Raw genomic sequence first — 24,744 nt, 5'->3', positions numbered from 1 at the left:
CCTGTGCCGGCATTCAATGTACCTGCTGCTGAAAACAGGCAACGCCATTCGAATAATCAGCATAGTCTAGCACAGGGATTGCCACTGTCTAAGGCGTATACGCGGATCACACAGTAGCGGATGGACTGAATCCAGTGCAGGAAGCTGGTTTACTTGTGTCTGATCCTGTCTCTGCGGGGCGCGATGGCGAGCAGAAGAAAGACCAGGGCCATGACGGCGTAGCCCGCGGCAAGGTGCCACACGATGGGATGGGGCGGGGCGAGCGGGGAGAACATGGCGCCCGAGGGGAGGGGTGAGTGGATGATGCCGCACAGCGAAAGCGCCGAGCAGCACAGGAGGTAGACGGCGGCCTTGCCGGGGCGGTGGTCCAGCACGTTGGCGAAGGCGGCGCCCCAAAGGAGCGACGTGACGATGAAGCCGTTGCCGAGGATGATGGTGGCCTGCCAGGTGGCGAGGAGGTCCCCGGTGAGATCCGCGGCACTCTTGCCCAGGCCGGCCAGCATCTGGCCGAACTCGATGGTGGTGAGGCAGGCGATCACCGGGATGAAGGAGACCGCCACGGCCCGGTAGTGCCGCTTTTGTGTCGCCTCGAAGGCCTGCGCCGTGATCTCGATGCCGATGAAGATCAGGATCGGCGCGACGGCGGCTTCCGGGAGGAGTCCCACGAAAAAGGAGAGGTAGCCGGAGACGGCGGCGAAGCCGATGAAGAGCGCGGTGGCGACGGTGTAGCCGGCGCGTCCCCCCATGTCCTTGTAGGCGGGATGGCCGATGTAGGGGCAGGACTGCATCACGCCGCCGCACATCCCGGCCACCAGCGTGGCGAACCCCTCCACGAGCAGGATGTCACGGGTGTCGTAGTCGTCTCCCGCCACCGCGGCGCTCTCGGTGACGTCGACCCCGCCCACCACCGTGGCCAGGGCGAAGGGGATGGCGAGCGGCAGGTACGCGAGCGCCCGCGGTATGCCCGGGAGGAATTCCAGGGTGGGGAGGGGGAGGTAGAGGGCGGGCTGCGGGACGGGGAGCAGGGCGTGGGCGCCTCCCGGCAGCAGCCCCAGGTTTCCCAGCAGGTAATAGGCGACGGTGCCGCTCATGATCCCGGCGAGGGCGCCGGGAAGGTGCAGCGGAAGCCGGAAGCGGGCCAAAAGCGAGATGAAGACGATGCCCAGCGAGAGAAAGCCGACCACCGGCGAGGAGAAGAGCTTCAGGAAGGGGAGGTAGGCGATCAGGAGGAGGGCGACGGCGGCGATGCTCCCCAGGAGCCCCGCGCGCGGGATGTTCCTTCTCAGGGCGGGGCCGCAGAAGGATACGGCGATCTTGAACGCCCCCATGAGGACGATGGTCGCCATCCCCACTTGCCAGGTCAGGTGCGCGTCCTTGGTGGCCAAAAAGCAGGGGCCGAGTACCCCGAAGGCCATGCCGAAGGTCGAGGGGGTGTCGAGCCCCAGGGGCATGGCGGTCACGTCGCTGCGCCCGGTGCGGCGGGCCAGGCGGTAGGCGAGCCACGAGTAGAGCAGGTCGCCCAAGAGAACCCCAACCGCGCTGCCGGGGAGCATCCGGGACAGGACCAGGTCACGCGGCATGCCGAAGACGCCGGTCAAGATGCCGGCCATGATCACCAGACCGGACATGTTGTCCAGCATGAGTCCGAAAAAGGCGTTGATATCGCCGGCGGCGACGAGCCTCGGTTTGTTTGCATTCATGGGGGTCATCTCCTGAGTGCCCAAAATTGCCATAGCAGAACGGTCTTTGCAAGGTGAATGTCGCTGCAGGTGGGGGAGCCGTGGCGAGGGGAGGGCGCCGCTGCGCCAAATAACCCAGAGGTTCTAACCTGTTGTTTAGACTCGATTAATTTTAAGGTGTGGGCGTAAGGGGAGGGCGTTTCGTTTTTGCTAATGATTTCAGCAGGAAAAGTCATCGGGGCCGCCGGATGGAGTCGCGCCGGCACAAATAGTATCTTTTTGGAATAGATGTTGCTGTTCCCTTCGGATGCTCGCAAAACGAGAGGAGGGGCGCGACCGCGACAAGACATCGGCACGATCGGTGCGGCGAACGCGTTTCATAGCAAACCAAACCAGTCTGAGAGGGTATGGTAATGGAAAAGCAAGAGATAAACAACGCGATCACTGAACATGCCATGTACAAGTTCAAGCTCAACGACTTGATCAGCAAGGGACAGCTGGAAGACCACAAAGGTCCCTGCACCGAGACCGATTGCCAGTTCGGCAAGTGGTTCTACGACACCTCCGTTTCGTCCCGGCACCGTTCCTCGTACTTCTACAAGCAGGTCAAGCAGCTCCACGGCGACTTCCACCAGATCGCCTGCAGGGTGGCGGGGCTCGCGGTCGAGGGGAAGGCCGAGGAGGCCCAGAAGATGATGGAGTACGACGGCGAGTTCCAGCAGGTTTCCAACAAGCTTATGGAAGCGCTGATGAGATGGCGCGAGCTGGTATGACCAATTTTTATGCGTTGTTTAATTAGATCAAAAAAAGGTGAACTGCGCCGAAAAACGTGCTAGTTTTACGCCGCTTTTGAAGCGGAACGTTTGACACGGTGAGTAGCGCCCGCGAGGGTGCCGCGGTTCATCTCCTGCGCTGTATCCCCCTTCAGCAGAGAAACCACCCCCAGCCTGCAACTTTCCCCTGAAGAGTGCCCTGTCGACCCGATGGCTACGGCTCCCCGCTGCCCGTCCGCGGCGCTGCGCCCGTTTCCACGCCTGTGAATCCCCTGAAGTGCGTTTTTCAGCTACCGCCAGGTAGTCAGCATGTACCACAAAAGGAGAGTACCTTGAAGAAGAGATCGATCCGTAGCGCCCTGTCCACCGGATTCAAAGCCCTGGCCCTCGCCGCCCTGCTGCTGGCACCGTTCGCCGCCCAGGAGGCGCAAGCGGGCATGACACTCTGGAACGAGACCAACATCCAGACCCTGTGGGGCGGGCAGTTCAAGAACCCCTTCACCGGGACCAAGGGGACCCAGTCCACCATCACCATCGAGCATGCCAACGCCTGGAAATACGGTGACAACTTCCTGTTCTTCGACGTTACCGACGCCGAAAAGGACAAAACCGGCATCTACGGCGAGCTCTCCCCGAGGCTTTCGCTGGGCAAGATCACCGGCCGCGACCTCTCCGCTCCCTTCGTGAAGGACGTGCTCCTGGCCGGTACGGTCGAAGTGGGGCAGGGGTTCCGCAACTACCTGTACGGCGTCGGCCTCAGCCTCAACCTCCCCAAGTTCAACTTTGCCGACCTTAACGTCTACGTGCGCAACGACCCCAAGCAGCCCGGCAGCACCTACCAGGTGACCCCCTGCTGGCAGCTTCCCTTCACCGTGGGCAAGGCCAACATGATCTTCGAAGGGTTCACCGATATCGCCGGCAGCGAAGGGAACCTCGCCTTCAACATCGACGCGCAGCCCCGCCTGCTCCTCGACCTGGGCAAGTTCTGGGATGCCCCGGGCAGCGTCTTCGTCGGCACCGAGGTGATCTACTGGCACAACAAGTTCGGCGTATCGGGCGTGAACGAGTTCGCGCCGCAGGCGATGCTGAAGTTCGTGATGTAGCCCTCCCGCATTCGCCGTTTCCCAACGCCCCGCGGACTTCGTCCCGCGGGGCTTTTTCGTTTCCCGTGCCACGGGTGGGTAGAGGCGGCAGGCGGCGCTGCGGTTCCCGGACTCCCGACATCCTTGCCAGGCCCCACCTGTTAAGTCGAACAAATGTTCGATTTCACATTTTGCAGAACCTCACGGCTCCCCTCTCTTTCGTCGCTACCCGCTGCCCCCCAGCCTCTTCTCGGGTGAATTCGCAGTCGTTACTACGTTTTTTCCTTGCGGGAGGCCGCGCCATTTCCCGCATTTTGCGGTTTATTGACCTCACGTTACTTCCAAATTTTAAAAAATGAAATTTAAGTTAACCGGGGCGATCCCGATAAGACCCCTATCTTTTATCCATGCCGGCGGCCAAGACCCGGATCGATCAGCCCGAATCCCGTCTTGACCGCCGACTGTTTTGGCCAGGGGGAAAAGCCGTGTCGTCCACACCTGAACGCGAACTGATCCAGATGGTCACCTTCCGGCTCGGCCGGGAGGAGTATGCCGTCGACGTAATGGACGTCCGGGAGATCGTCGAGGTGGAAGAGGTGACGAGGCTCGCCACCGCGCCTCCCCACGTGGAAGGGGTCATCGACCTCAGGGGGAGCGTGGTCCCCATCGTCTCGCTCAGGAGGAGTTTCGGCATGAGCACCGGGGACGGACTCTCCCCCGGTTGCGTCGCGATAATGGATTACGCGGGGACACTCACCGGGTTCATGATCGACGAAGTCTCGGACGTGATCCGCGTGGCGCGCCGGGACATCCTGCCGCCGATCGAGGTGGCTGCGCAGCCCTGGATCGAGGGGATCGTATCGCTGGAAAACCGGCTCGTGGTGGTGATGGATTTAAAGCATTTCGCATAGGAGCGCCCATGGAAGCGACAAGTGATAAGAGGCTCGCCCTGCAGGACGCCATGGTATTTCTGGGCGCCATCGCGTCGGGGACCGAGCAGGCCATAGGGGCCAGCGCGAACAGCATCTCGTACCTGGCCGGGGTGAACCTCGGCAAGAAGCTGTCGAGCGGGGTGCCGCGCACCCTGGACATCGCCGCCGCGCTCCAGGCCACCCGCGACGTGTTGGAGAAGAACGACTACCTCTGGCTCTTCGAGCCTTTCAAGACCCACGACCAGGAGGCGCTGTACCGGGAGGTGGAAGAGGGAACCGAGGTGATGCTGGTGTTCAGGGACTGCATGATCCGGCAGTCGCTCTTCCGCTTCGGCCACAGCCAGAAGGGGTCGCTGTGCAACATGATGTACGGCTTTTTCGCCGGTGCGCTGCAGAACATCATGGGACGCGAGTCCTCGCTGGAGATCGTCCACGCCGGAGAGAACGCCTGCTACAAGAAGCTCGTGGTAAGGAATTCCTGACGGACGGCGCGCGCAACAAGGGACCGTCACCACCCCCTGGCCCACTCCCGCGGGGGGAGAGGACGTCCGGTAGATGATGGAGGAACTATGGGCGAAGTAACCGTCAATACGGAGTGGCTTTCCGACTGCTCCGGCTGCCACGTGGCGATCGTGGACCTGCACGAGAAGATCCTGAACGTCCTTGCCGCCGTGAAGATCCAGCGCTGCCCGGTCCTGACCGACGTGAAGGACTACCCGAAGGCGCGGGTGGGACTCGTCTCCGGTGCAATCAGGAACGTCCACGACCGCGAGGCGGCCCTGAAGATGCGGGAGAGCTGCGACATCGTCATCGCCTGGGGCTCCTGCGCCGTCTTCGGCGGCCCCGCCGGGGCCGGGAACATCCACACCCCCGAGGAGATCGCGACCGCGGTCTACCTGGAGAACAAGACCACGACCCCCGCCCCCCCTCCCAGCCGCCAGGTCTCCCCCCTCGAATCGAAGGTTACCCCGCTCGACACCGTGATCTACGTGGACTTCTACCTCCCGGGGTGCCCGCCGCATCCGCTCTTCGTCTTCGAGGCCCTTTCGGCGCTGGTCGAGGGGCGCGAGCCGGAGACGGCAAAGAGAAGCGTCTGCGCCAAGTGCAAGCGGAAGATGGAGAAGACCGAGGTGGCTGAGCTTAAGTCGAACTTCGAGGGGATACCGGATCCGGAGCGCTGCTTCCTGAGCCAGGGGTACACCTGCCTCGGTTCGGTCACCATCGACCGCTGCCTTGCCCCTTGCCCGTCCAACGGCGTCCCCTGCACCGGTTGCGCCGGAGCAACCATGCAGGTCCTGACCGAGCCCAACCGCGACATCAGGACCGAGATCGCGGAGCGCATGTCGCGGCTCACCAGAATCGACCGCGAAGAGATCGTCCGCTCGCTGGAGCGTTCGGCCAAGTCGCATTACTCCTACACCATGGCGACCTCGATGATCGGGGAGAAGCCCACCTTCCTGATAAAGAGGTGGATCGAGGACGAAGAGGCCGACTACGAGGCGGGAGGCAGGTAATGAAGAAGTCGTTGAAGATCGACCCGGTCACGAGGATCGAGGGGCATGCCAAGGTCTCTATCGAGCTGGACCAGGGGGGGGAACTCGTGAGCGCGGTGCTCGTGGTGAACGAGCTCAGGGGGTTCGAGAAGATCCTGGTGGGGATGGAGGCGGACCGCATGCCGCACGTGACGGCGCGAATCTGCGGCGTCTGTCCGACCGCGCACCACCTGGCCGCCTGCAACGCCCTCGACAACGCTGCCGGGGTCACGGCGCCGCCGGCGGCCAAGCTGCTGCGGGAGCTCATGTACGCGGGGCACCTCATCCATTCACACGCGCTCTCCATCTTCGTGCTGCAGGGGCCGGACCTCGTGCTCGGCCTCGACGCGGACCCCGCGGAGCGGAACATCGTCGGCATCGTGAAGGCGAACCCGGAATTCGCCAAGAAGGCGCTCGGGCTGAGGACCATCGGCCAGAAGATCAACGAGATGGTCGGGGGGCGCGGCACCCACCCGGTAACCTCCGTGGCCGGGGGGATCGCCTTTGAGCTCGATGCGGAAAAAACGAAGATCATGTCCGAATGGGTGGACGAGGCGCGGCGCATGCTTCCCGAGGTCGCGGCGACGGTGAAGGGGCTTTTGCACACGTCGATCGATGCCCATCCGGCGATCGCCTCGGAGTGGGTGGTTCCCGTCTGCTCCATGGGGACCGTCCAGGACGGCAAGGCCTCGCTTCTGGCCGGAGACCTGAGGGTGGTCGACGAGGCGGGAGCGACCCGCGCCGAGTTCGGCGTGACGGAGTACGACCGGCTCCTCGTGGAATCGGTGGTGGATTATTCCTACATGAAGAAGGTGCGGGTACGGCTGGACGGCGAGCCCGTGGAGTACCGCGTGGGGCCGATGGCCCGCATGAACGTGGCGGGGGCGTACGGGACCCCCTTGGCCGACGCCGAGCGTGCCGAATTCGCCAAGCTTGCCGGCTCCCCCTGCCACGGAACGGTCTTCCAGACCTACGCGAAGCTCGTGGAGATCATCTGGGCGGTCGAGCGCGCGGCTGCCATCCTCGCCGACAAGAAGGCCCGCGGCGAAACCAGGGTGCCGGTCCGCTTCACGGGGTCCCGGGGGGTGGGGCACGTCGAGGCCCCGCGGGGGACGCTGATCCACGACTACCTGATCGACGACAGGGGGATCGTGCGGGAGGCGAACCTGATCGTCGCCACCCAGCAGAATTACTCCCTCATCAACCGCTCCATCGAGCAGTCGGTCCGCTCGCACGTCCTGGGGCGCGCGAACGACAAGGCGCTCATGAACGCGGTGGAGTTCAGCATCCGCTGCTACGATCCCTGTCTCTCCTGCGCGACCCACGCCCTCGGGCGGATGCCGCTCGAGGTGGAGTTCCGGCACGAGGGCGAGACGCTAAGGACCATCCGGAGGTAGCATGGCACTCGAGATCACCGTACACGAACAGTCCTGCCGGGGGTGCGAGCTCTGCATCGACATCTGCCCCACCAAGGTCTTCACGCGCGATGAAGAGAAGAGGCTCTGCACCGTGGCGCATGCCGAGGACTGCATCGCCTGCCTCTCCTGCACCTACATCTGCCCCTCGGGGGCGATCGAGCACCGCGACATCCACCTGGTGAAGAACTTCTACCGGGACGAGGAGTTCTGCCGGAAGATGGGGAGGTTCCTATGAACCGGGCGGACACGGGGTACAACGCGGAGCTTGGCAGCGAGGACTACCAGAAGGCGTACGTCGAGGTCGCTTTTCTCCTGGACGCCTTCGCGAGCACGATCGACAACATCATGGGGGGGAACACGGCCCCGGTCGGGAGGATCGCCGGCAGGGACACCGCCAGGAAGCTCCCGGTCGAGCTTCCCGGGGCGACCCTGGATGAGGCGGTGGCGCTTTTGTCGCGGCGCATGGGGAGCGGCTTCGAATTCGAGCTCTCAGGCGGGCGCCTCACCTTCGGGAAGTGCATCCTGCGCGAGATGTGCGCCTTGAGAAAGATCGAGAGCGGGGGCGCGCTCTGCCGCCTGTTCCATTCCTATTTCGACGGCATCGTGAACGGGCTCATCTGCCGGCCGGTGAAGTCGCGCCTGGAAGAGGTGGGAGAGACATGCAGCCTCGCGACCGAAGTGCAGTAGTCGTCTGCATCGGCAACGAGCTCGTGGCGGACGACGCCGCGGGGTTCGAGGTGCACGGGCGGCTCGCGGGGATCGGGGCGCGCCTCGAGTACCTCGGGGTGGCGGGGATCGACCTTCTCGACCTGCTGGAGGGGGAGACCGACCTGGTCATCGTGGATGCGGTGCAGCTCGGGGCTGCGCTGGGGACCGTGCACGTGCTCGACTGGGGGGACCTCCCCTCATGCGGCGGCGAGATATCCGGGCACGGGGTAGGGCTTCGTGAAAGCATTGAGATCGGCAGGTTCCTCTTTCCCGAACGGGTTCCCGAGCGGGTCACCCTGGTGGGGATCGAGGGGCGCTGCTTCAACCAAACGCGGGAGCACATGACCGCCGAGGTAGCCGGGGCGATCGACCGGGCGGCGGCAGCGGTGCGGGAACTGGTGCGGGGAGGTCGGCATGGCCAGGAGTGTTAACCAGGTGGTCCGGGAGCTGTCCGAGGCGATGATCGCGGGGCGGCTCGACGTGCGGGGCGAGGCGAAGGGGCTTTCGGCCGCCGACGCGGAGACGGTCGGGCTGATAAACGTCATGATCGACGCCATGGTCGCCCCGATGAGGCTCGCCGGGGGCGCCCTCGACGAGATCGCCCACGGCAAACTCCCTCCCTTCGTGATCGAGGAGTACCAGGGTGAGTACCACCGGATCAAGCAGAGCATCAACACCCTGCTCGCCATCCTGTACGGGATGCACGCCGAGGCGGTGCACCTCACCGACAGCATCCGCGAGGGGAAGCTGAACACCCGGGGCAACGACTGGGACTACAACGGCATCTGGAAGGAGCTGATCGAAGGGTTCAACGGGACGCTCGATGCGGTGATTGAGCCGATCACGGAGGCCGGAGAGGTGCTGGAAAGCCTGGCGCGCTACGACCTCAGGAGCAGGATGAAGGGGAAGTACCGCGGCGAGCACGCCGCGATCAGAAAGGCGATGAACCAGACCGCCGAGGCGCTGCGCGACGCCATCGCCCAGGTGTCCGAGGCGACGGGGCTGGTGTCGAAGGTCGGCTCACAGATAACCGACATCAGTTCCTCGTTCGCGCACGGCGCCAACGAGCAGAGCCGGGAGCTCCAGGAGACCACGCTCAGCCTGGCCGCCCTCTCCGACGCGGCGGTGCGCAGCGCGCAGCGCTCCAAGGAGGCGCAGGCGAACGCGAAGCGCGCGGCCGAGGCGGTGCTTACCGCCAAGGAATCCATGGTGCGGATGCTTTGCTCGATGGACGAGATCAGCGGGGCGGCCGAAAGCACGGCGAACATCGCCGTCGACATCGACGGGATCGCCCGGGAGACCGGAACGCTGGCCGGGAGCACCATCGTCAAGGCGGCCAGGATGCGCATTTCGGCCGGCGGCTTCGGCGTGGTGGCCCAGGAGATCCGGAAGCTGTCGCGCCAATGCTCGCAGACCGCGGCGGCCATGAAGGAGTTCGGGGCGAAGCTGAACGCCGGGCAGCAGGCGGAGTTCGATCCCCTGGTGGAGGGCCTCTTGAAGATCGCGCGCTTCTCGAACCTCCTGGGGGTGAACGCCGCGGTCGAGGCGGCGCACGTGGAGGGGGCGGGGGAGGAGTTCAAGGTGATGACGGACGAGATCCATACCCTGGCCGCCAAGTCCGCCGACGCGGCGAGGACCACCGGATCGCTCACCAGGACCTCCGCGGAACTCTCCCGCGAGGGGGTGGGGCTTTCCCGCGAGATCGACCGGCACCTGGAAGGGGCGGCGGACGGCGCCCGTGAGATCGCGATTTTTGCCGACGACATCGCGGCGGGGATCCAGGAACAGACAAGCGGCCTGGAGCAGCTCAACCGGCGCGCGGCGCAGATAACGGGGGTCACCGAAAAGAACGCGGCCGGCGCGGCGGAATCCCTGGTGGCCGCGAAGGAACTGGAGAGCCAGGTGGAGAAACTTTCCAGCATGGTGAACCGCTTCACCTTCTAGCGTTGCCCCCTTTGCCCTTGGACCGGTTCCCGGACGCCGACGCGGGAACCGGGATTAAGGTTTGCCCCGACGCCATAACCTTGCTATCCTGCGCACCATGCCCGAAAGCGTCCGCCGCCATTACGAGCTCTACCCCTACCCGGACTACCCCCTCTTCGCCTCGGTGCGCCGGCGCGATACCTTCGCCAACAACCTGGACGCGCTCTGGTCCCTCTTCAACGGGGAACTCGCCCCCTCCGCCTCGCGCATCCTCATTGCCGGCTGCGGCAGCTTCGCACCCTATCCCTTCGCCCTGGCCAATCCCGGTGTCCCTATCACCGCGCTCGACCTGTCCGAGAAAAGCCTGAAGCGGGCACGCCTGCACTGCCTGCTGCACGGCATCTCCGGCGTCGACTTCGTGCCCGGGGACCTCTGCGACCCCTCCCTCGCTCCCGGCCCCTACGGCTTCATCGATGCCTATGGGGTGCTGCACCACCTGGAGGAGCCGCAGGCGGGGCTGCGCGCGCTGGCGGCAAGGCTGGGCGAGGGGGGCATCCTGAGGATCATGGTTTACAGCCACTACACGCGCCGGGAGGAGGACTCCATCAGGCGGGCGCTCAGGCTATTGAAGGTGCGGGACCCGGAACAGGTGCGGAGCATGGTGCGCCAAAGCGGGAAGGACTCCCGGCTGAGGGGGTTCTTCGAGAGCTCCGACGAGGTGGCGACCCGGTCGGGCCTGGCCGACGCGCTGCTGCACCCGCAGGTGACCAGCTACCGCATCGACGGTTTGCTCGAACTGGTAGCGGGGAGCGGCCTCACCCCCCTGCGCTTCGCCCACCGCGGCGCGCTGCCGGAGCCGGAGCCGGAGATCGCCAGGATCCGGGCCCTGGAACGGGAAAAGCGCGCGCCGGGGAACTTCGTCCTCTACCTGGGGCGCGACTGCAAGGGGCCCTGCCCCGGCCGCGAGGGGGTGTTCCGGCTGAACCCCTGCCTGGCGCCGGCGCTCGCCCCCTGGCGCCCGGGGACGCTGGACCTGCCCGGGCGGCTCGGGCACGAAAATGCCGCCCTGGACGGTGCCGAGCGCCGCTTCCTGCGCCGCTTCCGCAACCCCGTCCCGGCGGCTGATCTCACCCCCACCGAACTTGCCCGGGCCGGCTCCTACGCCGACCGCCTTTTCCTCATGCACAGCCGCGCCTGAAACGCTAGGCGTCCAGCATCTCCCGAACCTTCTGCAAGAGCTCCCGCGGACGCACCGGCTTCATGAGCAGTTCCGTCCCCTCCTCGAGCAGGTCGCGGCTCTTGATGATGTCCATGGTATAGCCGCTGGTGTAGAGCACGCGCGCGTTCGGGTCGAGTGCCCTGATCGCCTTGCAGGTGTCCTTGCCGCTCATGCCGGGCATGATCATGTCCATGAGCACGAGCGCGATCTCCCTGCCGGACTTGGCGTACTGCTGCACGGCGACCGCGCCGTTTTCGGCCATGATGACGCGATATCCCGCGCCGGTAAGAATCTGCTCCAAAAGGACACGCAGGTCGGCCTCGTCCTCGACCACCATGATGGTCTCGCTCCCCCCCCTGGGCTGTTCCAAATCCCTCAGGGCTTCCTCGGCCAAGGGGCTGGTCACGCTGAGCGGCAGGTAGATCCTGAACGTGGTGCCGATGCCCGGTTCGCTGTAGACGTTGACGAAGCCGGAGTGCTGCTTGATGATCCCGTAGACGATGGACATGCCGAGGCCGGTCCCCTTGCCCACCTCCTTGGTGGTGAAGAAGGGCTCGAAGATCCTCTTCCTGGTCGCGTCATCCATGCCGATGCCGGTGTCCGAGATGGAGATCACCGCGTAGGGACCGGGCTCGCCGATGCCGTTGGCCTGCACGAAGGCAGCGTCGAGGCGCTGCAGCGCGGTCTCGACGGTGAGGAGACCGCCGTGCGGCATGGCGTCGCGCGCGTTGGTGGAGAGGTTGACCAGGACCTGCTCGATCTGGTTGGCGTCGATGTCCACCGGCAGGGGGTGCCGGGCGAACACCGCCTTGAGCTGCACGTCCTCGCCGATGATGCGGGAAAGGAACTTCTCCACGCGCCGGATCACCTCGTTGAGGTCGGCGGTCTGGGTCTTGATCACCTGCTTGCGGCTGAAGGTGAGCAGCCCCGAGGTGAGCTGCGCCGCCTTGTCCGCCGCGTCCATGATCCGGTCGACCTGTTCGCGGTGCGCGGAGGAGAGCGAGGCGTCGTTTCTGAGCATGCTGCCGTAGCCCAGGATCACCATGAGGATGTTGTTGAAATCGTGGGCGACGCCCCCCGCGAGCTGGCCGATCGCCTCCATCTTCTGGGATTGCACCAGTTTTTCCTCGAGCTGCTTGCGCTCGGTGATGTCCTCGGCGATCCCCAGCAGGTAGCGCGCCTTGCCCTGGTCGTCCAGCAGCGGGATCTTCTTGGTGCGCAGCACCCGGTCCCCGACCGGCGTGGTCACCACCTCCTCAGGGATCTCCACCAGCTCGCCGTTTTCCAGGGTCTCGCGGTCCTTGCAGCTGAAGAATCGCGCCTGCGCGGGGGGGAAGAGGTCCTCGTTCCCCTTGCCCAGGATTTCCCTGCGGGAATAACCGAGCAGCTCCTCGCCGTACTTGTTGATGGTGATGAAGCGCAGCTGCTGGGCGTCCTTGGCGAAGATCATGGCCGGGATGTGGTCGACGATGTTCTTGAGAAACTCCTCGCTTTGCCGCAGCGCCTCCTCCACCGCGCGCCTTTGCGTGATGTCGCGGGCGACGGCCAGGACGTAGGCGCGGTCCCGGAAGTGCATCCGGTTCAGCGTCAGCTCGGCCCAGAAGCTCCCGCCGTCCTGCCGGTACAGTTCGGTCACGATCAGGTCGCGCACCTCCGCATCCTCCTCGGTGGAGCGGATCAGCGAGACGGCGGCGGGATTGTCCTGCAGGTCGGAGAGGTCGAAGAGGGATTTTTCCAGCAGGTCGGCCCGGCTCCAGCCCAGCTGGCGGCTGGCGGATTCGTTGAGGTCGACGATCCTGCCGGTCAACACCTCGACCAGGAAGATGGCGTCGTTACTGTGGTCCAGGAAGGCCTTGAGGCGCTCGAGTTCCTCCATGCGCTGCTGCAGTTCTGGGTAGTAGGTCTTGCGCATGGAGGTTTCGCCCAGCCCCGCCAGCTTGCGCTGCAACGCTTCCAGCGCATCCTGCGGGGGGGGAGAACCAGCGGGATCTCCGGTGTCGGCGGACTCGTCACGGGGGGCGGAGTCGCCGGGGGGGCGGGGATCAGAGGGATTCTTCATACACTACCTCGATATCCCTCTTGGAGGCGCGACGCGGGTTGGTCGCCATGCAGGGGTCCTTTAGGGCGTGCTCGCTGTAGAGCGCGAGGTCGTCGCGCCCCACGCCGACCTCGGCCAGGGTGCGTCCCACCCCGGCGTCCGCCTTGAGTTTGCGCACATGGTCGAGGAGGCGCTGTTTCTTCTGCGGCAGGGTGAGGCCGCGCAGGTCGAGGCCGAAGGCGACCGCGATCTGCTCGAAGCGCTCGGGGGCCGCGTCGAAGTTGAACTCGATGACGTGGTCGAGGAGGATGGCGTTGCATTCGCCGTGGGCGAGGTCCAGCGCGCCGCCGAGGCTGTGGGCCATGGCGTGGTTGGCGCCGAGGATGGCGTTGGAGAAGGCGAGGCCCGCCTGCAGGCTCCCCATCATCACGTTGCTGCGCAGTTCCTCGTTGTCGAGCTCGCGGATGCTCGGGATCAGGTTGGTCGACAGGAGCTTCATGGCCTCCAGCGCGTGCAGGTCGGTCATCGACGATCTGGCGGTGGAAACGAAGGCCTCGATGGCGTGGGTCATGGCATCGAGCCCGGTGCAGGCGGTCAGGTAGGGATCCATGGTGATCAGGGTGACCGGGTCGATGAGCGCGATGTCGGGGACCACGGACTTGCTGATGATGGCGATCTTCACCCTTTCGCGGGGATTGCTGATGATGGCGAACTGGGAGACGTCGGCGGAGGTGCCGCCGGTGGTCGGGATGCAGATGAGGGGAGGCATGGGGGCCTTCACCATGTCGACCCCCTCGAAGTCGAGGATGTGCTTGTGGTTTGAGGTGACGATGCCGATCCCCTTGGCGCAGTCGATGGGGCTGCCGCCACCCACCGCCACCAGCGCGTCGCAGTGCTCCGCCTGGTACAGGGCGACGCCGGCCATGACCTCTTCCGCCTTGGGGTTGGGCGTCAGCGCGGTGAAGAGTACCCAGGATACGCCGGCGGCGTCCAGGCTGTCGGTGACATCCTTGGTCCATCCCGCCTTTACCACGCCCGGGTCCGAGACCACCAGGACCTTGCGGCCGCCGAGGTTCTTGGCGTAGCGCCCGGCCAGTTCCCTGGCCCCCGCGCCGAAGATGAATTCCGGGGCAAGAAATTTTCTTAGCTGCAAACCTTCCGCCATCTCCCGTCTCCCCGATCGAACAGATCGCTCTGCCATAACAGATGTTAAGAACAATCAATGGATGAGCAGCTTGTGTAGTGTAGCAGTATTTCTCGTTTTTTGCCACGAGAAGCTGGCGTACTCTTAGGGGTGCCTAATCGGTCGATCGGCGGAAAACTTTAAGAAAAACCGGTAGCGCTGAAAGAGGCTCGTCAGATTCGAGCGCGGGCACCAAGGCGGCTGTGACAGCAGCCGCCGTTTGGGAAAATGCGCAGCTTTTATTGCGATTCGACTCATTCATCGCCAAGCGTTGCGGGCCGATAGATAACTGTTGATGCTGAACGCGACTGCAGGAGGACAGGAGGCAAAAATGGCAACCTTCCGGGCCAAGATCATCATGAACATGGCGGTCATGCTGATCACCATCGCTGTCATCGCTACCCTTGAGTTCCGCACCATAGCCACCCTCGGCAGGATGCAGGATGAAGGCGCCCAGCGCTCGGACGCTGCGGTGCTGGCCAAGGAAACCTCCATGGGGGGGCTCGCTCTGTACCGGGTGATAGCCGATGCGGAGGTCAACAAGGATCTGGAGCGTACTCTCAAGACGTGGCGGACCAAAAAGGAAGAGGTGCTGAAGAACCTGGAGGCGACCGCCGCCAGCGCCGATACCGCCGAGGAAAAGAGCCTTGTCGCAGGGGTGAAGGACGCCGTGGCCGCGGTGATCGGAACCTTCGAGCAAAAGATGGTGCCGCTCTTGCGCGAAGGCGACAGCACAGTTCAAGAGGTCCGCGCTCTGGACCGGCAGATCGAGTTGCAGGTGCAAAACATAGAGTCCCAGATGGACAAGATGACCGATTCGCTGGTCAGGGAGATGCGGCAGGCGGACCAGGCCTTCGACGCGGAGCGCCGCAAGGCCCTGGTCGAGGGTGGCGTGATCGGCCTGGTCGGGATCCTGTTGCAGACCGGACTGGGGATAATGCTGCTGAAGGGGATCATGGCGTCGGTGAACGCCATGCGTGCGCTGTTGACCGCCGTGAGCGCTGGGGACCTCACCCGGCAGGCGGAGATCGCAACGAGGGACGAGCTTGCCGAGACGGCCAGGGAGTTCAACGGTTTCGTGCTGCATCTGCAGGACATGGTGCGGCAGATCGCGGCAACGGCGGATGTGGTCGTGGCTTCGTCGGAGCGGCTCAGTTCCGGCGCGGAAAAGATTGCCGGTGCGGCTGAGGAGGTGGCGCAGCAATCCGCCACGGTAGCCACCGCCGGGGAGGAGATGTCCGCCACCTCCGGCGACATCGCCCAGAGCTGCCAGCGGGCCTCGGAAGGAGCCACCGTGGCCAGCCGCTCAGCCCACGACGGTGCCCAGGTGGTGGAGGCCACCGTTTCGGTGATGGGACAGATAGCCGCGAAAGTGCAGGAGTCGTCGAGGACGGTGGAAAAGCTCGGGGAACGCTCGGACCAGATCGGGGCCATCATCGTCACCATCGAGGACATCGCCGACCAGACCAACCTCCTTGCCTTGAACGCCGCCATCGAGGCGGCGCGCGCGGGCGAACAGGGGAGGGGGTTCGCGGTCGTTGCCGATGAGGTGCGGGCCCTGGCGGAGCGCACCACCCGCGCCACCCACGAAATCGACGAGATGATCAAGGCGATCCAGAAGGAGACCAGGACCGCCGTGGCGGTCATGGAACAGGGGGTGGAGCAGGTGACGGCCGGGACGGCGGAGGCCGCCCGTTCCGGAGAGGCGCTGCGGGAGATCCTGGAGCAGGTGCAGGGGGTGGCCATGCAGGTGAACCAGGTGGCGACGGCAGCCGAGGAACAGACCGCCACCACCGGGGAGATTTCCCGCAGCATGCAGCAGATCACCGGGACCGTGCGCCAGACCGCCTCCGGCGCCCACGAGTCGGCCGCCGCCGCGCACGAGCTCTACGGCAGCGCCGAGAAGTTGCAGCGCCTGGTCGGTCACTTCAAACTGTAGCCCACCTCCCCGGGCGCCCCGGGTGGCTATGCCGCCATGGGCGCCCGCCTTCAGTCAACCCTTTGGTCTTCACCGGGGCTTCCTTCCTGGCGGGCCTGGCGTGGACATCAGCCTCAACGATCTTGACCAGCAGTTCGAGTCCTTCTAGTCCGAACGATAGCGCGGCAGCCTGCAACCGGCTGCCGCGCCAGCTTCAGCAGCTCTCCCTCTCTACCTGCTCCAGTAGCTCCAAGGCGCCCTCGTCGTCGTACTCCTCGAACAGCTCACGGATGTTGTTGATGTAGGAGTGCACCAGGAACAGCTCGTCCAGGCTTCGGCCGCCGTTTTGGTCCGGCTGCCCGACCCGCGCCAGCTTCTCCTTGAACTGCTCCCAGAACGGGTTGCTTTTCGTCGGATCGTCGATGTGCCGGCGCAGCAGCCCGATCAGCTCCTGCGAGTTTTTGTCACCATCGATCCCGACGAAAGAGACGTAGCGGTCGGGTTTGTCCTGCTTCTGCATGGAAAAGTCTCCTCGAAGGGGTCCCTACTGGATCAGGTCCAGACGCAGGGCGAAGGTCAGGTTGCAGCCGGCCAGGGGGTGATTGCCGTCCAGCGTCACCGCCTCCTCGCTCACTTCGGTCACCAGCATCACCCGGGCGGCCCCGCCGGAGAATTCGATGCCCAGTTTTTGGCCGGGCTTGATCTCTTTTTCGGCAGGGAAACTGCCCCGGGCGACCCGGATGATGTTCTCTTTGAGGCGTGCGCCGTAGGCCTCGTCGGCACTCACCGAGATGTTTCGGGTCTCGGTTTGCCGCATGCCGACGATGGCCTTCTCGAGCGCGGGAAAGAGTTCTCCCCCCCCTAAGGTGACCGTCAGCGGGCCTGCCGCCTCGGTGCTGTGGAAGATGGTGCCGTCATCAAGGGTCCCGATGTAGCTGATGGTGATGGTGTCTCCCATCCTGGCTGTGGCCATGATTGTTTCTCCTTGTCCGGTCGTTTTCGGTGTCCCCCGCCGGGCACGGCAGCAGGAGCGGGAAAGGAATTGCAACTCCCGCACCAGTAAGCGGACCTGCCGCGACCGGATCGTTATGGCAACCGCGGCACGCGCCCATGCCACAGGTTCACAAAGAAAAGGAGAGGTGCTGCAAAAAAGTGTCGCCTGTGTATCTACGGCGGGATCGGAGGGACTTGCTTCCTGACCGTTTAGTCCCTTCCCTGGACGTAGGATCATTGTCTCGTCACGATTCGATAATCCTTATGGTAGAAAGGCTTGTGCCGACAATCGCCTGCTACATAAATGTGATATGTTATATCGCGTAACTTCTTAGAAAAACAGTGCAGCCGCACACTGCAGAGTGTTTCTCTGCCATTGAAAGGGTCGTATGACGGCAAGGAGCAAAAAAATTCTGGCAGCTCTCGCGCTTCTTCTCGCGCCAGCCGTTGCATCCGGCGCGGCCGAAAAGCCTGCGGTCCCGGCCGCCTGCCGGACCGTGGTCTACTCCACCAACCCGCAGTATCCCCCTTACGACTGGAGTACCGACGGCAGGAGCTTCGACGGTGCCAGCATCGAACTGCTGAACATGGTGCTGCCGCCGGGGGTGTCGGCCAAGCCGGCGCTCTTCCCGTGGAAACGTTCCATGTTCCTTGCCGAAAGCGGACAGATCGACCTCCTGGTCAGCCTGCGCATCACGCCGGAGCGGGAGCGCTACCTCGTCTTCACCTCGCATCGCGCCTTTCCCAACCCGATCGTGCTCTTCAAGCGCAAGGACCGCAATTTTCCCTACAGCCAGTGGAAGGACCTCGCCGGCCTCAAGGGGGGGATGAGCGCGGGGGACACCTTCGGGGGCGGTTTCGACCAGTACTGGCGCGGCAACCTGCACATGGAGGAGGCCCCGAGCATGCAGGAGAACTACCAGAAGCTGGACAGCGGGAGGATCGACTACTTCGTCACGAGCCTCTACGCCGGTCAGGCCTTCCTATCCAAACATCCGACCAGCCACGAGATAGTTCCGGTCCTCCCCGCCATCTCGAACCAGGACATCCATTTCGGTTTCAGCAGAAAGTCACCCTGCGCGCCGCTGGCGGAGCACGTGAGCAAAAGGCTGCGCGAACTCGATGCCAAAGGGGTGCCCCAGAAACTTTTGAAAAAGCACCTGAAGCGCTACATGGAGGGGAGCTGACCACATCCGCGAGGAGGGAGCCATGATGTCAATGCTGAAGGGCTGCCTGGTCCTGACCGGACTGCTCCAGCCCGCCCTGGCTTGGGCGGGCCCCGCCGCCTGCACGAGCCTCGTCTACTCCGCCAACCCCCAGTACCCTCCCTTCCACTGGGCTGCGGGGAAGGAGGGGTTCCAGGGGGCGAGCATCGAACTGCTGTCCCTGGCACTCCCCAAGGGGGTGACGGCGCGCCCGGTGGTGTACCCCTGGAAGCGGGTGCTTTACCTGGCCGGGCAGGGTAGGATCGATCTGGTGGTGAGCCTGCGCAAGACGCCGGAGCGCGAGAAGTACCTGGTCTTCACCGGGCACCGTTCCTTCCCAAACCCCGCCGTGGTGTTCGTGCGCAAGGACAGGATATTCCCGGTCCGCTCCTGGCAGGACCTCAAGGGGCACAAGGGGGCCATCAGCCTGGGTGACAGTTTCGGGGCGGAGTTCGACCGCTACCGGCGCAAGGAGCTCGACATCAAGGAAGCCAACACCGTGGTGGAGAACCTGAGGCGCCTCGACGCGGGGCACGTGGATTACTTCATAACCGGGAAGTACCCGGGCGCCTACTACCTGGACCGGATCGGAAACGGCAGGATCGTGAGCCTCGACACCCCGGTGACCAGCAGGAGTATCTATTTCGCCTTCAGCAGGAAATCCCCCTGCGCCTCGCTGGTGGACGAGGTGAGCAGGCGGCTGGAAGAGCTGGAGCGGGACGGCACCGCCGACAAGCTCCTGGAGAAGTACATGCAGTCCCATCCCGTACCCTAGCCCCCGGAGGTTCACGATGCCACGCAGTACGTCCCTTTCCTTCCGGATCACGGCCACCCTGGTGGCCGTGGCCACGGTCCTCCTGACCATCTTCGCGGCCTCCGCGATGATGATCTTTCGCGACCGGGAGATGGGGAAGCTGCGGCAGGGGGTGAAGACGGATGCCGAGCAACTGGCGCCGGCAATCGCCTCGGCACTGTGGAACTTCGACAACGCCCAGCTCGACAAGGTGCTGGACGGCGGGATGAAAAACGGTTACCTCTCCGGCATCGTGGTGCAGGCGGGGCCGGTTTTGGCGGCGCGCAGTCGCGGTGAGCGGTGGGAGGCGGTGAACTGGCCGCCGGTACAAAAGGATACCGACATCGTGCTGCAGGAGCAGATCTACTACGGAGACGCCCCGGTGGGCACCATGACCATCTCCGCCACCACCCGCTTTCTGGAGCAGGAACTGCGGACCGCGACCTTTTACTTCGCCGCCAGCATCCTGCTGCTGGACCTGGTGCTGGTACTGGGGCTTTACTGGATCCTCAAACGGATCGTGCTGAACCCGCTGCGGCTTCTGCAGTCGTACGCGGTCGAGGTAAGCGGCGCCGGAGCGGCATCGTCCACCACCCTCTCCGGTCTTACCTTCGGGGGGGAGATGGAGGTGCTGCGCGCTTCCATGGCCAAGATGGTATCGATGCTGGACGGGCGCTTCCGGGAACTGCAACAGGAGGCGCGCCGCTACAGCGAGAGCGAGAAGCGGTTTAGGACCGTGATCGACACCCTCCCCGACCTGCTCTGGCTGAAGGATGCCGAGGGGGTCTACCTTTCCTGCAACAAGATGTTCGAGCGTTTCTTCGGGGCGGCCGAGCGCGACATCGTGGGGAAGACCGACTACGACTTCGTCGACCGGGAGACCGCCGACTTCTTCCGCACCTACGATCGCAGGGCCATCGAGGCGGGAGGCCCCACCAGATACGACGAGACCCTGCACCTGGCGGATGGTGAGAGGCTCCTGGTGGACACGATCAAGACCCCCATGTACGACATGGAGGGACGGCTGGTCGGGGTGCTCGGCGTCGGGCACGACGTCACCGAGCGCAGGAAGATGGAAGACGAACTGCGCCACGAGCGCGACCGGGCGCAGAGGTACCTGGACACGGTGGAGGCCCTGATCGTGGCGCTGGACCGGCAGGGAAGGATCACCACGGTGAACCGCAAGGCGTGCCAGCTTTTGGGGTACCGGGAGGAGGAGCTGATCGGACGGCCCTGGTTCGAGACCTGCAACCCCCGGGAGGAGGGGCGCTATGCCCGGGAGACCTATGGCCGGGTCATGGCCGGGGAGGTGGATAATATCGAGTACCAGGTCGATCCCGTACTGACCAAGGCAGGCGCGGTGGCGCTGATCGCCTGGCACAACGCCCTGCTCAGGGACGAGCGGGGGGAGATCGTCGGCCTGTTGAGCGCAGGCGAGGACATTACCGAGCAAAGGCGGGCCGAGGAGGAGAAGGATAGGCTTGAGGAGCAGCTGCACCAGGCGCAGAAGATGGAATCGATCGGCAGGCTGGCCGGGGGTGTGGCCCATGACTTCAACAACATGCTCACGGTGATCCTCGGGCACGCGGAGATGGCCCTGATGAAGCTGTCGCCTGCCCACGAGATTTACGGCAACCTGGAGCAGATCCGCAACGCCGGAAACCGCTCCGCCAACCTCACCAAGCAGCTGCTCGGCTTCGCCAGGAAGCAGACCATCGCCCCGAAAGCGCTCGACCTGAACGACGCCATTGCCGGGACCCTGAAGATGCTGCAACGCCTGATCACCGAGGAGGTGCACCTGGCCTGGCATCCGGCGCCCCAGCTTTGGCACATCAAGATGGACCCGAGCCAGTTGGACCAGGTTCTGGCCAACCTCTGCGTGAACGCGCGCGACGCCATCGGCGGGGTCGGAACCATCACCATCGAGACCGCCAACCGGACCGTCGCCGCCGGATACGCGGGGACCCACGTCGATGCCGTACCGGGGGAGTACGTGGTGCTCTCGGTGAGCGACGACGGCAGCGGCATGGACAAGGAGACCGTGAGCCACATCTTCGAGCCCTTCTTCACCACCAAGGCGGTCGGCGAGGGGACCGGCCTCGGCCTTTCCACGGTCTACGGCATCGTCAGGCAGAACAACGGATTCATCAACGTCTATAGCGAGCCGGGGAAGGGGAGCACATTCTCAATCTGTCTGCCGCGCCACTTCGAGCAGGAGGAACCCCGCCAGGAGGCGGTGCGGCAGGAGGTGCGGGGTGGGGATGAGACGATCCTGCTGGTGGAGGACGAACCGGAAATCCTTGCCCTCGCCAGTTCGATGCTCAGAGGGCTGGGATACCGGGTGCTCGATGCCAGCAGCCCCGGGGCTGCCCTCGCCCTCGCCGATGAGCATAGCGGCCGGTTGCAACTCCTGATCACGGACCTGGTCATGCCGGAGATGAACGGACGCGACCTGTCGGAAAAGATGAAGTCCCGTTGCCCGGCTCTGAAGGTGATCTTCGTCTCCGGGTACACCGCCGAGGTCATAGCGGAGCGGGGCGTCCTGGATCCGGGCATCAATTTCCTGCAGAAGCCGTTCTCCCTCGCGGATCTGGCCGGCAAGGTGCGCGAGGTGCTCGACGGTCCCGCCGCCTGATCGGCAGCATCCAAGGGTTACGCGCCTCCTCCCGCATACGGGTCGGCATCGGGACCGCCCGGAGCGGGCGCGCCGCCGGCGGGAGCCTTGAGCGGCGTCCGGTCCTTGACCCGGAACACCTCGATGGCGGCCTTTCCTTCCAACGGGCAGACGTTCTCGCAGATGCCGCAGCCGTTGCAGAGTTCATCCACGACGTAGGGCTGCTGCACGGTTCTCTTCACCCCGTCGAAGCCGGTCAGCCCGACCCGCTCGGAGCGGATCGCCTTCCCCGGGATGGGGCAATGCTCCTCGCAGACGATGCAGTCGATCCTCTTGGCGAAGGGGAGGCAGTGGTTCTTGTCGAAGACCGCCTTGCCGATCACCTGGCGCTGCTTCTCCTCTTTGGGGAGATCGGGAATGGCCCCGGTGGGGCAGACCTGGCCGCAGAGGGTGCAGTTGTACTCGCAGTAGCCAAGGCGCGGCACCAGTAGCGGCGTGTAGAGCCCTTCCGCACCGGCCTGGAAGAAGGCGGGATAAAGGGCGCTTCTCAGGCAGACCTTCATGCACTCGCCGCAGCGCACGCACTTTTTCAGGAACTCGTCCTCGTCTCGCACCCCGGGTGGACGCAAGAGCTTCGCCTGCGCGGCCGGTTCCCGAAAGCGGAACCCCTTGGCCAGCATCACGCCTCCGAAGAGCCCCCCGAGAAACACGCGCCGCTCCATTGCCGGACCGACCTGTGGGCGCGGCCCGGCAAACCGGAAGCGGACCCGCCGCGACGGGCAACGCAGGGAGCACTCCATGCAGAGGATGCACTCCTCCGTTTGCAGGAGTTCCTGATCGAAGGAGGTTGGGCAGTGCTCGCGGCAGGCCTGGCAGTCGGCGCAGATCTTGCCGGGCACGCGACGCAGCGGACCGAAACGGGAAACCACCCCGAGCAGCGTCCCCAGGGGGCAGAGGCGGCGGCACCAGGCGCGCCGTTCGTAGCGTTCCAGGAAAAGGATCAGCATGAACAGAACGGCGGAGAGAAAGGCGAGCGGGTAGAGGCTCTCGCGGAAAGGAAGCAGGTAGTCGCGCAGCAGGCGGTAGCCGGGGTCGAGGAGATCGCGCCGATCCCCCATGAGGCCGTACAGCGAGCGCCAGCCGCCGCGCACGGTGTCCCCGAACAACGGGTGAAAGAAGAAAGTGAGGGCGCGCAGCAGGAGCGCGATCGGGTCCAGCAGGCCGGCCAGGTTCACCCCGAGCAGTGAGGCCGTCAAAAGCGGCAGGAGCAGCCAATACTTGGCGCGCCCGGTGAGGGCGCGGATGGCGCCAACCTTGCGGATCCTGCCGGTGACGAGGTCGAGGACGGTGCCCAGCGGGCAGATCCAGCCGCAGAAGAAGCGCCCGAGGAACAGGGCGCCGACGAGAACGAGCAGGCCGGGCAGGAGCAGCGGCAGGTACGCTTTCGTCGCCAGCATGGTGCTGGCGGCGGTGAGCGGGTTGGCGCGGAAAAAGCCGTTCACCGCGGCCACGATGCGGTCGCTCCCCCGGTACTCGGTCATCAGGAACAGGACCAGGAACAGTGCGAGGAATAAAAGCTGAGAGATGCGGGCGGAGGTTACCTTTTTCACACCCGGACGATCCTCATTTTGTCGAGGTCCATCTCGCCCAGCCCGCGCTGGTAGGCGGCACGGGTCACGGCGATATCGGCGGGTTTGAGGCCGAAGAGCGTGGTGGCATAGGCATCGGCGGCGACGATGTCGGTGGAGGCGATCACCTGGTTCAGGACCTTCACGTCGGCGAGGTTCCCCCCTTGCGGGCCGTGCGCGGTGAGGATCCTGGTGGCGTCGATCAGGGTGAGCTGGGGGCGGAAGGAGGCGTTCACGTCGGCGAGCGCCTGGTCGATGTTCTTGTGTATGGAGCCGCGGTTGCCCCCCATGATCCCCATCACGTTCTTCATGCCGAGGGTCAGGCGGCTCAGGCCGTGGTGTTTTGCGACCGGGACGTTGATGTAGACGTCGGCGGAGACCGCCTCGCCGTAGAGTTCCCACTCCTTGAGCACCTTGCCGTTCAGGGCGACCTTCTTGAAGCGCTCCTCCTCGATGTGCTTCACCTCGACGTTCTTCATCCCCTTGAGGGCCGCTTCGATGCCGCTGGAGGCGTAGCAGCGCCGCGGGTCGTTGCAGGTGCGGTCGAATACCTTCACCTTTTTCGCGCCCGCCTTCAGGCACTCCTCCACCAAAGTCTTTACCACCACGGGATTGGTGGTGGCCGCATACTCGGGGGTGCGGTCCCAGCCGATGTTCGGCTTCACCACCACGGTCTGGCCCGGTTTCACGAAGCGTTGCATGCCCCCCAGTGCCAGGAGCGCCTTGCGGGTGATGCCGGCGTGGTCGGTCCCCTGTGCCACCGCCACCACGGGCCCTTGCGCCGCGGAGAGGTTGCGCAGCCAGCCATGCAGGAATAGAGATGACATGCCCAGTATCTTGATGAACTGCCGTCTTTCCATGGATACCTCCCGGCAAAGATGTGAGCGCTGCAGCGCCAGGTCTCATTATAGGAACGGGTGCCGGTAATGCAACGGCGGTTGCGTAAAATCGCGAAGAGGCCCCCGTTCTCGGAACTCAGATGCGTCAGTATTGGAGGCAGGCGGCATTTTATTACTGGTGATTGACCCAAACTTTTCTTTAGGTGTGAAAGATTTAATCAAGTACCCATCAAGTAGGCTCCAGATGTATAAGTGCCCGTATCCGCA

22 protein-coding genes are annotated in these 24,744 nt (G+C 64.6%); 15 read left to right on the top strand and 7 right to left on the bottom strand.

Translation table 11 applies throughout. From position 1 onward, the window contains the following. Positions 1–149: 149 nt before the first annotated feature. Positions 150–1,700 carry an MFS transporter gene (locus tag KOL99_RS01735; RefSeq protein WP_216508775.1) on the bottom strand — a complete coding sequence of 517 codons (1,551 nt, stop codon included), beginning with the start codon at positions 1,698–1,700 and terminating at the stop codon, positions 150–152. Positions 1,701–2,092: 392 nt separating this feature from the next. Between KOL99_RS01735 and KOL99_RS01730 the strand changes: the two genes are divergently transcribed. From KOL99_RS01730 to KOL99_RS01680, 11 genes are all read left to right on the top strand, one after another. After that, on the top strand, positions 2,093–2,452 hold the full coding sequence (locus KOL99_RS01730) for a CZB domain-containing protein (protein WP_216508774.1): 360 nt from the start codon (positions 2,093–2,095) through the stop codon (positions 2,450–2,452). A gap of 332 nt (positions 2,453–2,784) precedes the next feature. Beyond that, complete coding sequence (locus tag KOL99_RS01725; RefSeq protein WP_216508773.1) at positions 2,785–3,555, top strand: outer membrane protein OmpK; 771 nt, start codon at positions 2,785–2,787, stop codon at positions 3,553–3,555. Positions 3,556–4,019: 464 nt separating this feature from the next. Then, on the top strand, positions 4,020–4,445 hold the full coding sequence (locus KOL99_RS01720) for a chemotaxis protein CheW (RefSeq protein WP_328759423.1): 426 nt from the start codon (positions 4,020–4,022) through the stop codon (positions 4,443–4,445). Between the two features lie 8 nt (positions 4,446–4,453). Further along, positions 4,454–4,948, top strand: a complete 495-nt coding sequence (locus KOL99_RS01715) for a hypothetical protein (protein ID WP_216508771.1) — start codon at positions 4,454–4,456, stop codon at positions 4,946–4,948. Positions 4,949–5,035: 87 nt separating this feature from the next. Further along, positions 5,036–5,980 carry an NADH-quinone oxidoreductase subunit B family protein gene (locus KOL99_RS01710; protein ID WP_216508770.1) on the top strand — a complete coding sequence of 315 codons (945 nt, stop codon included), beginning with the start codon at positions 5,036–5,038 and terminating at the stop codon, positions 5,978–5,980. Further along, positions 5,980–7,395: a Ni/Fe hydrogenase subunit alpha gene (locus tag KOL99_RS01705; protein WP_216508769.1), complete on the top strand. Its 1,416-nt coding sequence runs from the start codon at positions 5,980–5,982 to the stop codon at positions 7,393–7,395. Before KOL99_RS01710 ends, KOL99_RS01705 begins: the two co-directional genes overlap by 1 nt. 1 nt (position 7,396) lies before the next feature. After that, on the top strand, positions 7,397–7,651 hold the full coding sequence (locus KOL99_RS01700; protein WP_216508768.1) for a 4Fe-4S dicluster domain-containing protein: 255 nt from the start codon (positions 7,397–7,399) through the stop codon (positions 7,649–7,651). After that, complete coding sequence (locus KOL99_RS01695; RefSeq protein ID WP_216508767.1) at positions 7,648–8,103, top strand: hypothetical protein; 456 nt, start codon at positions 7,648–7,650, stop codon at positions 8,101–8,103. Before KOL99_RS01700 ends, KOL99_RS01695 begins: the two co-directional genes overlap by 4 nt. Further along, complete coding sequence (locus KOL99_RS01690) at positions 8,076–8,555, top strand: hydrogenase maturation protease (RefSeq protein WP_216508766.1); 480 nt, start codon at positions 8,076–8,078, stop codon at positions 8,553–8,555. Before KOL99_RS01695 ends, KOL99_RS01690 begins: the two co-directional genes overlap by 28 nt. After that, positions 8,539–10,068, top strand: a complete 1,530-nt coding sequence (locus KOL99_RS01685; RefSeq protein WP_216508765.1) for a methyl-accepting chemotaxis protein — start codon at positions 8,539–8,541, stop codon at positions 10,066–10,068. Before KOL99_RS01690 ends, KOL99_RS01685 begins: the two co-directional genes overlap by 17 nt. A gap of 61 nt (positions 10,069–10,129) precedes the next feature. Next, complete coding sequence (locus KOL99_RS01680; protein ID WP_236025736.1) at positions 10,130–11,245, top strand: class I SAM-dependent methyltransferase; 1,116 nt, start codon at positions 10,130–10,132, stop codon at positions 11,243–11,245. A 4-nt stretch (positions 11,246–11,249) separates the two neighbouring features. Here KOL99_RS01680 and KOL99_RS01675 read toward each other — a convergent pair whose 3' ends face one another. Together KOL99_RS01675 and ercA are read right to left on the bottom strand one after the other, a co-directional pair. Continuing rightward, positions 11,250–13,325 (bottom strand): hybrid sensor histidine kinase/response regulator, encoded by a 2,076-nt coding sequence (locus KOL99_RS01675; protein ID WP_216508764.1) that lies wholly within the window; start codon positions 13,323–13,325, stop codon positions 11,250–11,252. Beyond that, positions 13,309–14,469, bottom strand: coding sequence for an alcohol dehydrogenase-like regulatory protein ErcA (gene ercA / locus KOL99_RS01670; protein WP_216508763.1), 1,161 nt, complete (start codon positions 14,467–14,469; stop codon positions 13,309–13,311). The genes KOL99_RS01675 and ercA overlap by 17 nt, the downstream gene beginning before the upstream one ends. Positions 14,470–14,818: 349 nt before the next feature. Here ercA and KOL99_RS01665 point away from each other — a divergent pair, with 349 nt between their 5' ends. Beyond that, positions 14,819–16,426, top strand: a complete 1,608-nt coding sequence (locus KOL99_RS01665; RefSeq protein ID WP_216508762.1) for a methyl-accepting chemotaxis protein — start codon at positions 14,819–14,821, stop codon at positions 16,424–16,426. Between the two features lie 193 nt (positions 16,427–16,619). Here KOL99_RS01665 and cowN read toward each other — a convergent pair whose 3' ends face one another. Beyond that, positions 16,620–16,925 carry a N(2)-fixation sustaining protein CowN gene (gene cowN, locus KOL99_RS01660; RefSeq protein ID WP_216508761.1) on the bottom strand — a complete coding sequence of 102 codons (306 nt, stop codon included), beginning with the start codon at positions 16,923–16,925 and terminating at the stop codon, positions 16,620–16,622. A 24-nt stretch (positions 16,926–16,949) separates the two neighbouring features. Next, positions 16,950–17,378 carry an FKBP-type peptidyl-prolyl cis-trans isomerase gene (locus KOL99_RS01655; protein WP_216508760.1) on the bottom strand — a complete coding sequence of 143 codons (429 nt, stop codon included), beginning with the start codon at positions 17,376–17,378 and terminating at the stop codon, positions 16,950–16,952. Between the two features lie 409 nt (positions 17,379–17,787). Here KOL99_RS01655 and KOL99_RS01650 point away from each other — a divergent pair, with 409 nt between their 5' ends. From KOL99_RS01650 to KOL99_RS01640, 3 genes are read left to right on the top strand one after another with little or no spacing between them, the layout of a single operon-like run. Next, the gene (locus KOL99_RS01650) at positions 17,788–18,585 is read left to right on the top strand and encodes a substrate-binding periplasmic protein (protein WP_216508759.1); all 798 of its coding nucleotides are present in this window, start codon (positions 17,788–17,790) and stop codon (positions 18,583–18,585) included. 25 nt (positions 18,586–18,610) lie between these two features. Next, positions 18,611–19,378 carry a substrate-binding periplasmic protein gene (locus tag KOL99_RS01645; protein WP_216508758.1) on the top strand — a complete coding sequence of 256 codons (768 nt, stop codon included), beginning with the start codon at positions 18,611–18,613 and terminating at the stop codon, positions 19,376–19,378. A gap of 16 nt (positions 19,379–19,394) precedes the next feature. Further along, complete coding sequence (locus KOL99_RS01640) at positions 19,395–22,031, top strand: hybrid sensor histidine kinase/response regulator (protein WP_216508757.1); 2,637 nt, start codon at positions 19,395–19,397, stop codon at positions 22,029–22,031. Positions 22,032–22,048: 17 nt separating this feature from the next. Here KOL99_RS01640 and KOL99_RS01635 read toward each other — a convergent pair whose 3' ends face one another. Together KOL99_RS01635 and KOL99_RS01630 are read right to left on the bottom strand one after the other, a co-directional pair. Then, complete coding sequence (locus tag KOL99_RS01635; RefSeq protein ID WP_216508756.1) at positions 22,049–23,620, bottom strand: 4Fe-4S binding protein; 1,572 nt, start codon at positions 23,618–23,620, stop codon at positions 22,049–22,051. After that, entirely contained in the window at positions 23,617–24,498 is an 882-nt protein-coding gene (locus KOL99_RS01630; RefSeq protein WP_216508755.1) for a DUF362 domain-containing protein, read from the bottom strand. The genes KOL99_RS01635 and KOL99_RS01630 overlap by 4 nt, the downstream gene beginning before the upstream one ends. Positions 24,499–24,744: the final 246 nt, after the last annotated feature.

The sequence above is a fragment of the Geomonas azotofigens genome (assembly GCF_018919395.1).
Classification (GTDB): domain Bacteria; phylum Desulfobacterota; class Desulfuromonadia; order Geobacterales; family Geobacteraceae; genus Geomonas; species Geomonas azotofigens.
This window is presented reverse-complemented; position numbering and strand designations above follow the sequence as displayed.

What these genes read in the sequence shown, in the direction of transcription:
- KOL99_RS01735 (WP_216508775.1), bottom strand. Translation starts at nt 1,700, where the DNA reads ATGAATGCAAACAAACCGAGGCTCGTCGCCGCCGGCGATATCAACGCC.
- KOL99_RS01730 (WP_216508774.1), top strand. Translation starts at nt 2,093, where the DNA reads ATGGAAAAGCAAGAGATAAACAACGCGATCACTGAACATGCCATGTAC.
- KOL99_RS01715 (WP_216508771.1), top strand. Translation starts at nt 4,454, where the DNA reads ATGGAAGCGACAAGTGATAAGAGGCTCGCCCTGCAGGACGCCATGGTA.
- KOL99_RS01710 (WP_216508770.1), top strand. Translation starts at nt 5,036, where the DNA reads ATGGGCGAAGTAACCGTCAATACGGAGTGGCTTTCCGACTGCTCCGGC.
- KOL99_RS01705 (WP_216508769.1), top strand. Translation starts at nt 5,980, where the DNA reads ATGAAGAAGTCGTTGAAGATCGACCCGGTCACGAGGATCGAGGGGCAT.
- KOL99_RS01700 (WP_216508768.1), top strand. Translation starts at nt 7,397, where the DNA reads ATGGCACTCGAGATCACCGTACACGAACAGTCCTGCCGGGGGTGCGAG.
- KOL99_RS01695 (WP_216508767.1), top strand. Translation starts at nt 7,648, where the DNA reads ATGAACCGGGCGGACACGGGGTACAACGCGGAGCTTGGCAGCGAGGAC.
- KOL99_RS01690 (WP_216508766.1), top strand. Translation starts at nt 8,076, where the DNA reads ATGCAGCCTCGCGACCGAAGTGCAGTAGTCGTCTGCATCGGCAACGAG.
- KOL99_RS01685 (WP_216508765.1), top strand. Translation starts at nt 8,539, where the DNA reads ATGGCCAGGAGTGTTAACCAGGTGGTCCGGGAGCTGTCCGAGGCGATG.
- KOL99_RS01675 (WP_216508764.1), bottom strand. Translation starts at nt 13,325, where the DNA reads ATGAAGAATCCCTCTGATCCCCGCCCCCCCGGCGACTCCGCCCCCCGT.
- ercA (WP_216508763.1), bottom strand. Translation starts at nt 14,469, where the DNA reads ATGGCGGAAGGTTTGCAGCTAAGAAAATTTCTTGCCCCGGAATTCATC.
- KOL99_RS01665 (WP_216508762.1), top strand. Translation starts at nt 14,819, where the DNA reads ATGGCAACCTTCCGGGCCAAGATCATCATGAACATGGCGGTCATGCTG.
- cowN (WP_216508761.1), bottom strand. Translation starts at nt 16,925, where the DNA reads ATGCAGAAGCAGGACAAACCCGACCGCTACGTCTCTTTCGTCGGGATC.
- KOL99_RS01655 (WP_216508760.1), bottom strand. Translation starts at nt 17,378, where the DNA reads ATGGCCACAGCCAGGATGGGAGACACCATCACCATCAGCTACATCGGG.
- KOL99_RS01650 (WP_216508759.1), top strand. Translation starts at nt 17,788, where the DNA reads ATGACGGCAAGGAGCAAAAAAATTCTGGCAGCTCTCGCGCTTCTTCTC.
- KOL99_RS01645 (WP_216508758.1), top strand. Translation starts at nt 18,611, where the DNA reads ATGTCAATGCTGAAGGGCTGCCTGGTCCTGACCGGACTGCTCCAGCCC.
- KOL99_RS01640 (WP_216508757.1), top strand. Translation starts at nt 19,395, where the DNA reads ATGCCACGCAGTACGTCCCTTTCCTTCCGGATCACGGCCACCCTGGTG.
- KOL99_RS01630 (WP_216508755.1), bottom strand. Translation starts at nt 24,498, where the DNA reads ATGGAAAGACGGCAGTTCATCAAGATACTGGGCATGTCATCTCTATTC.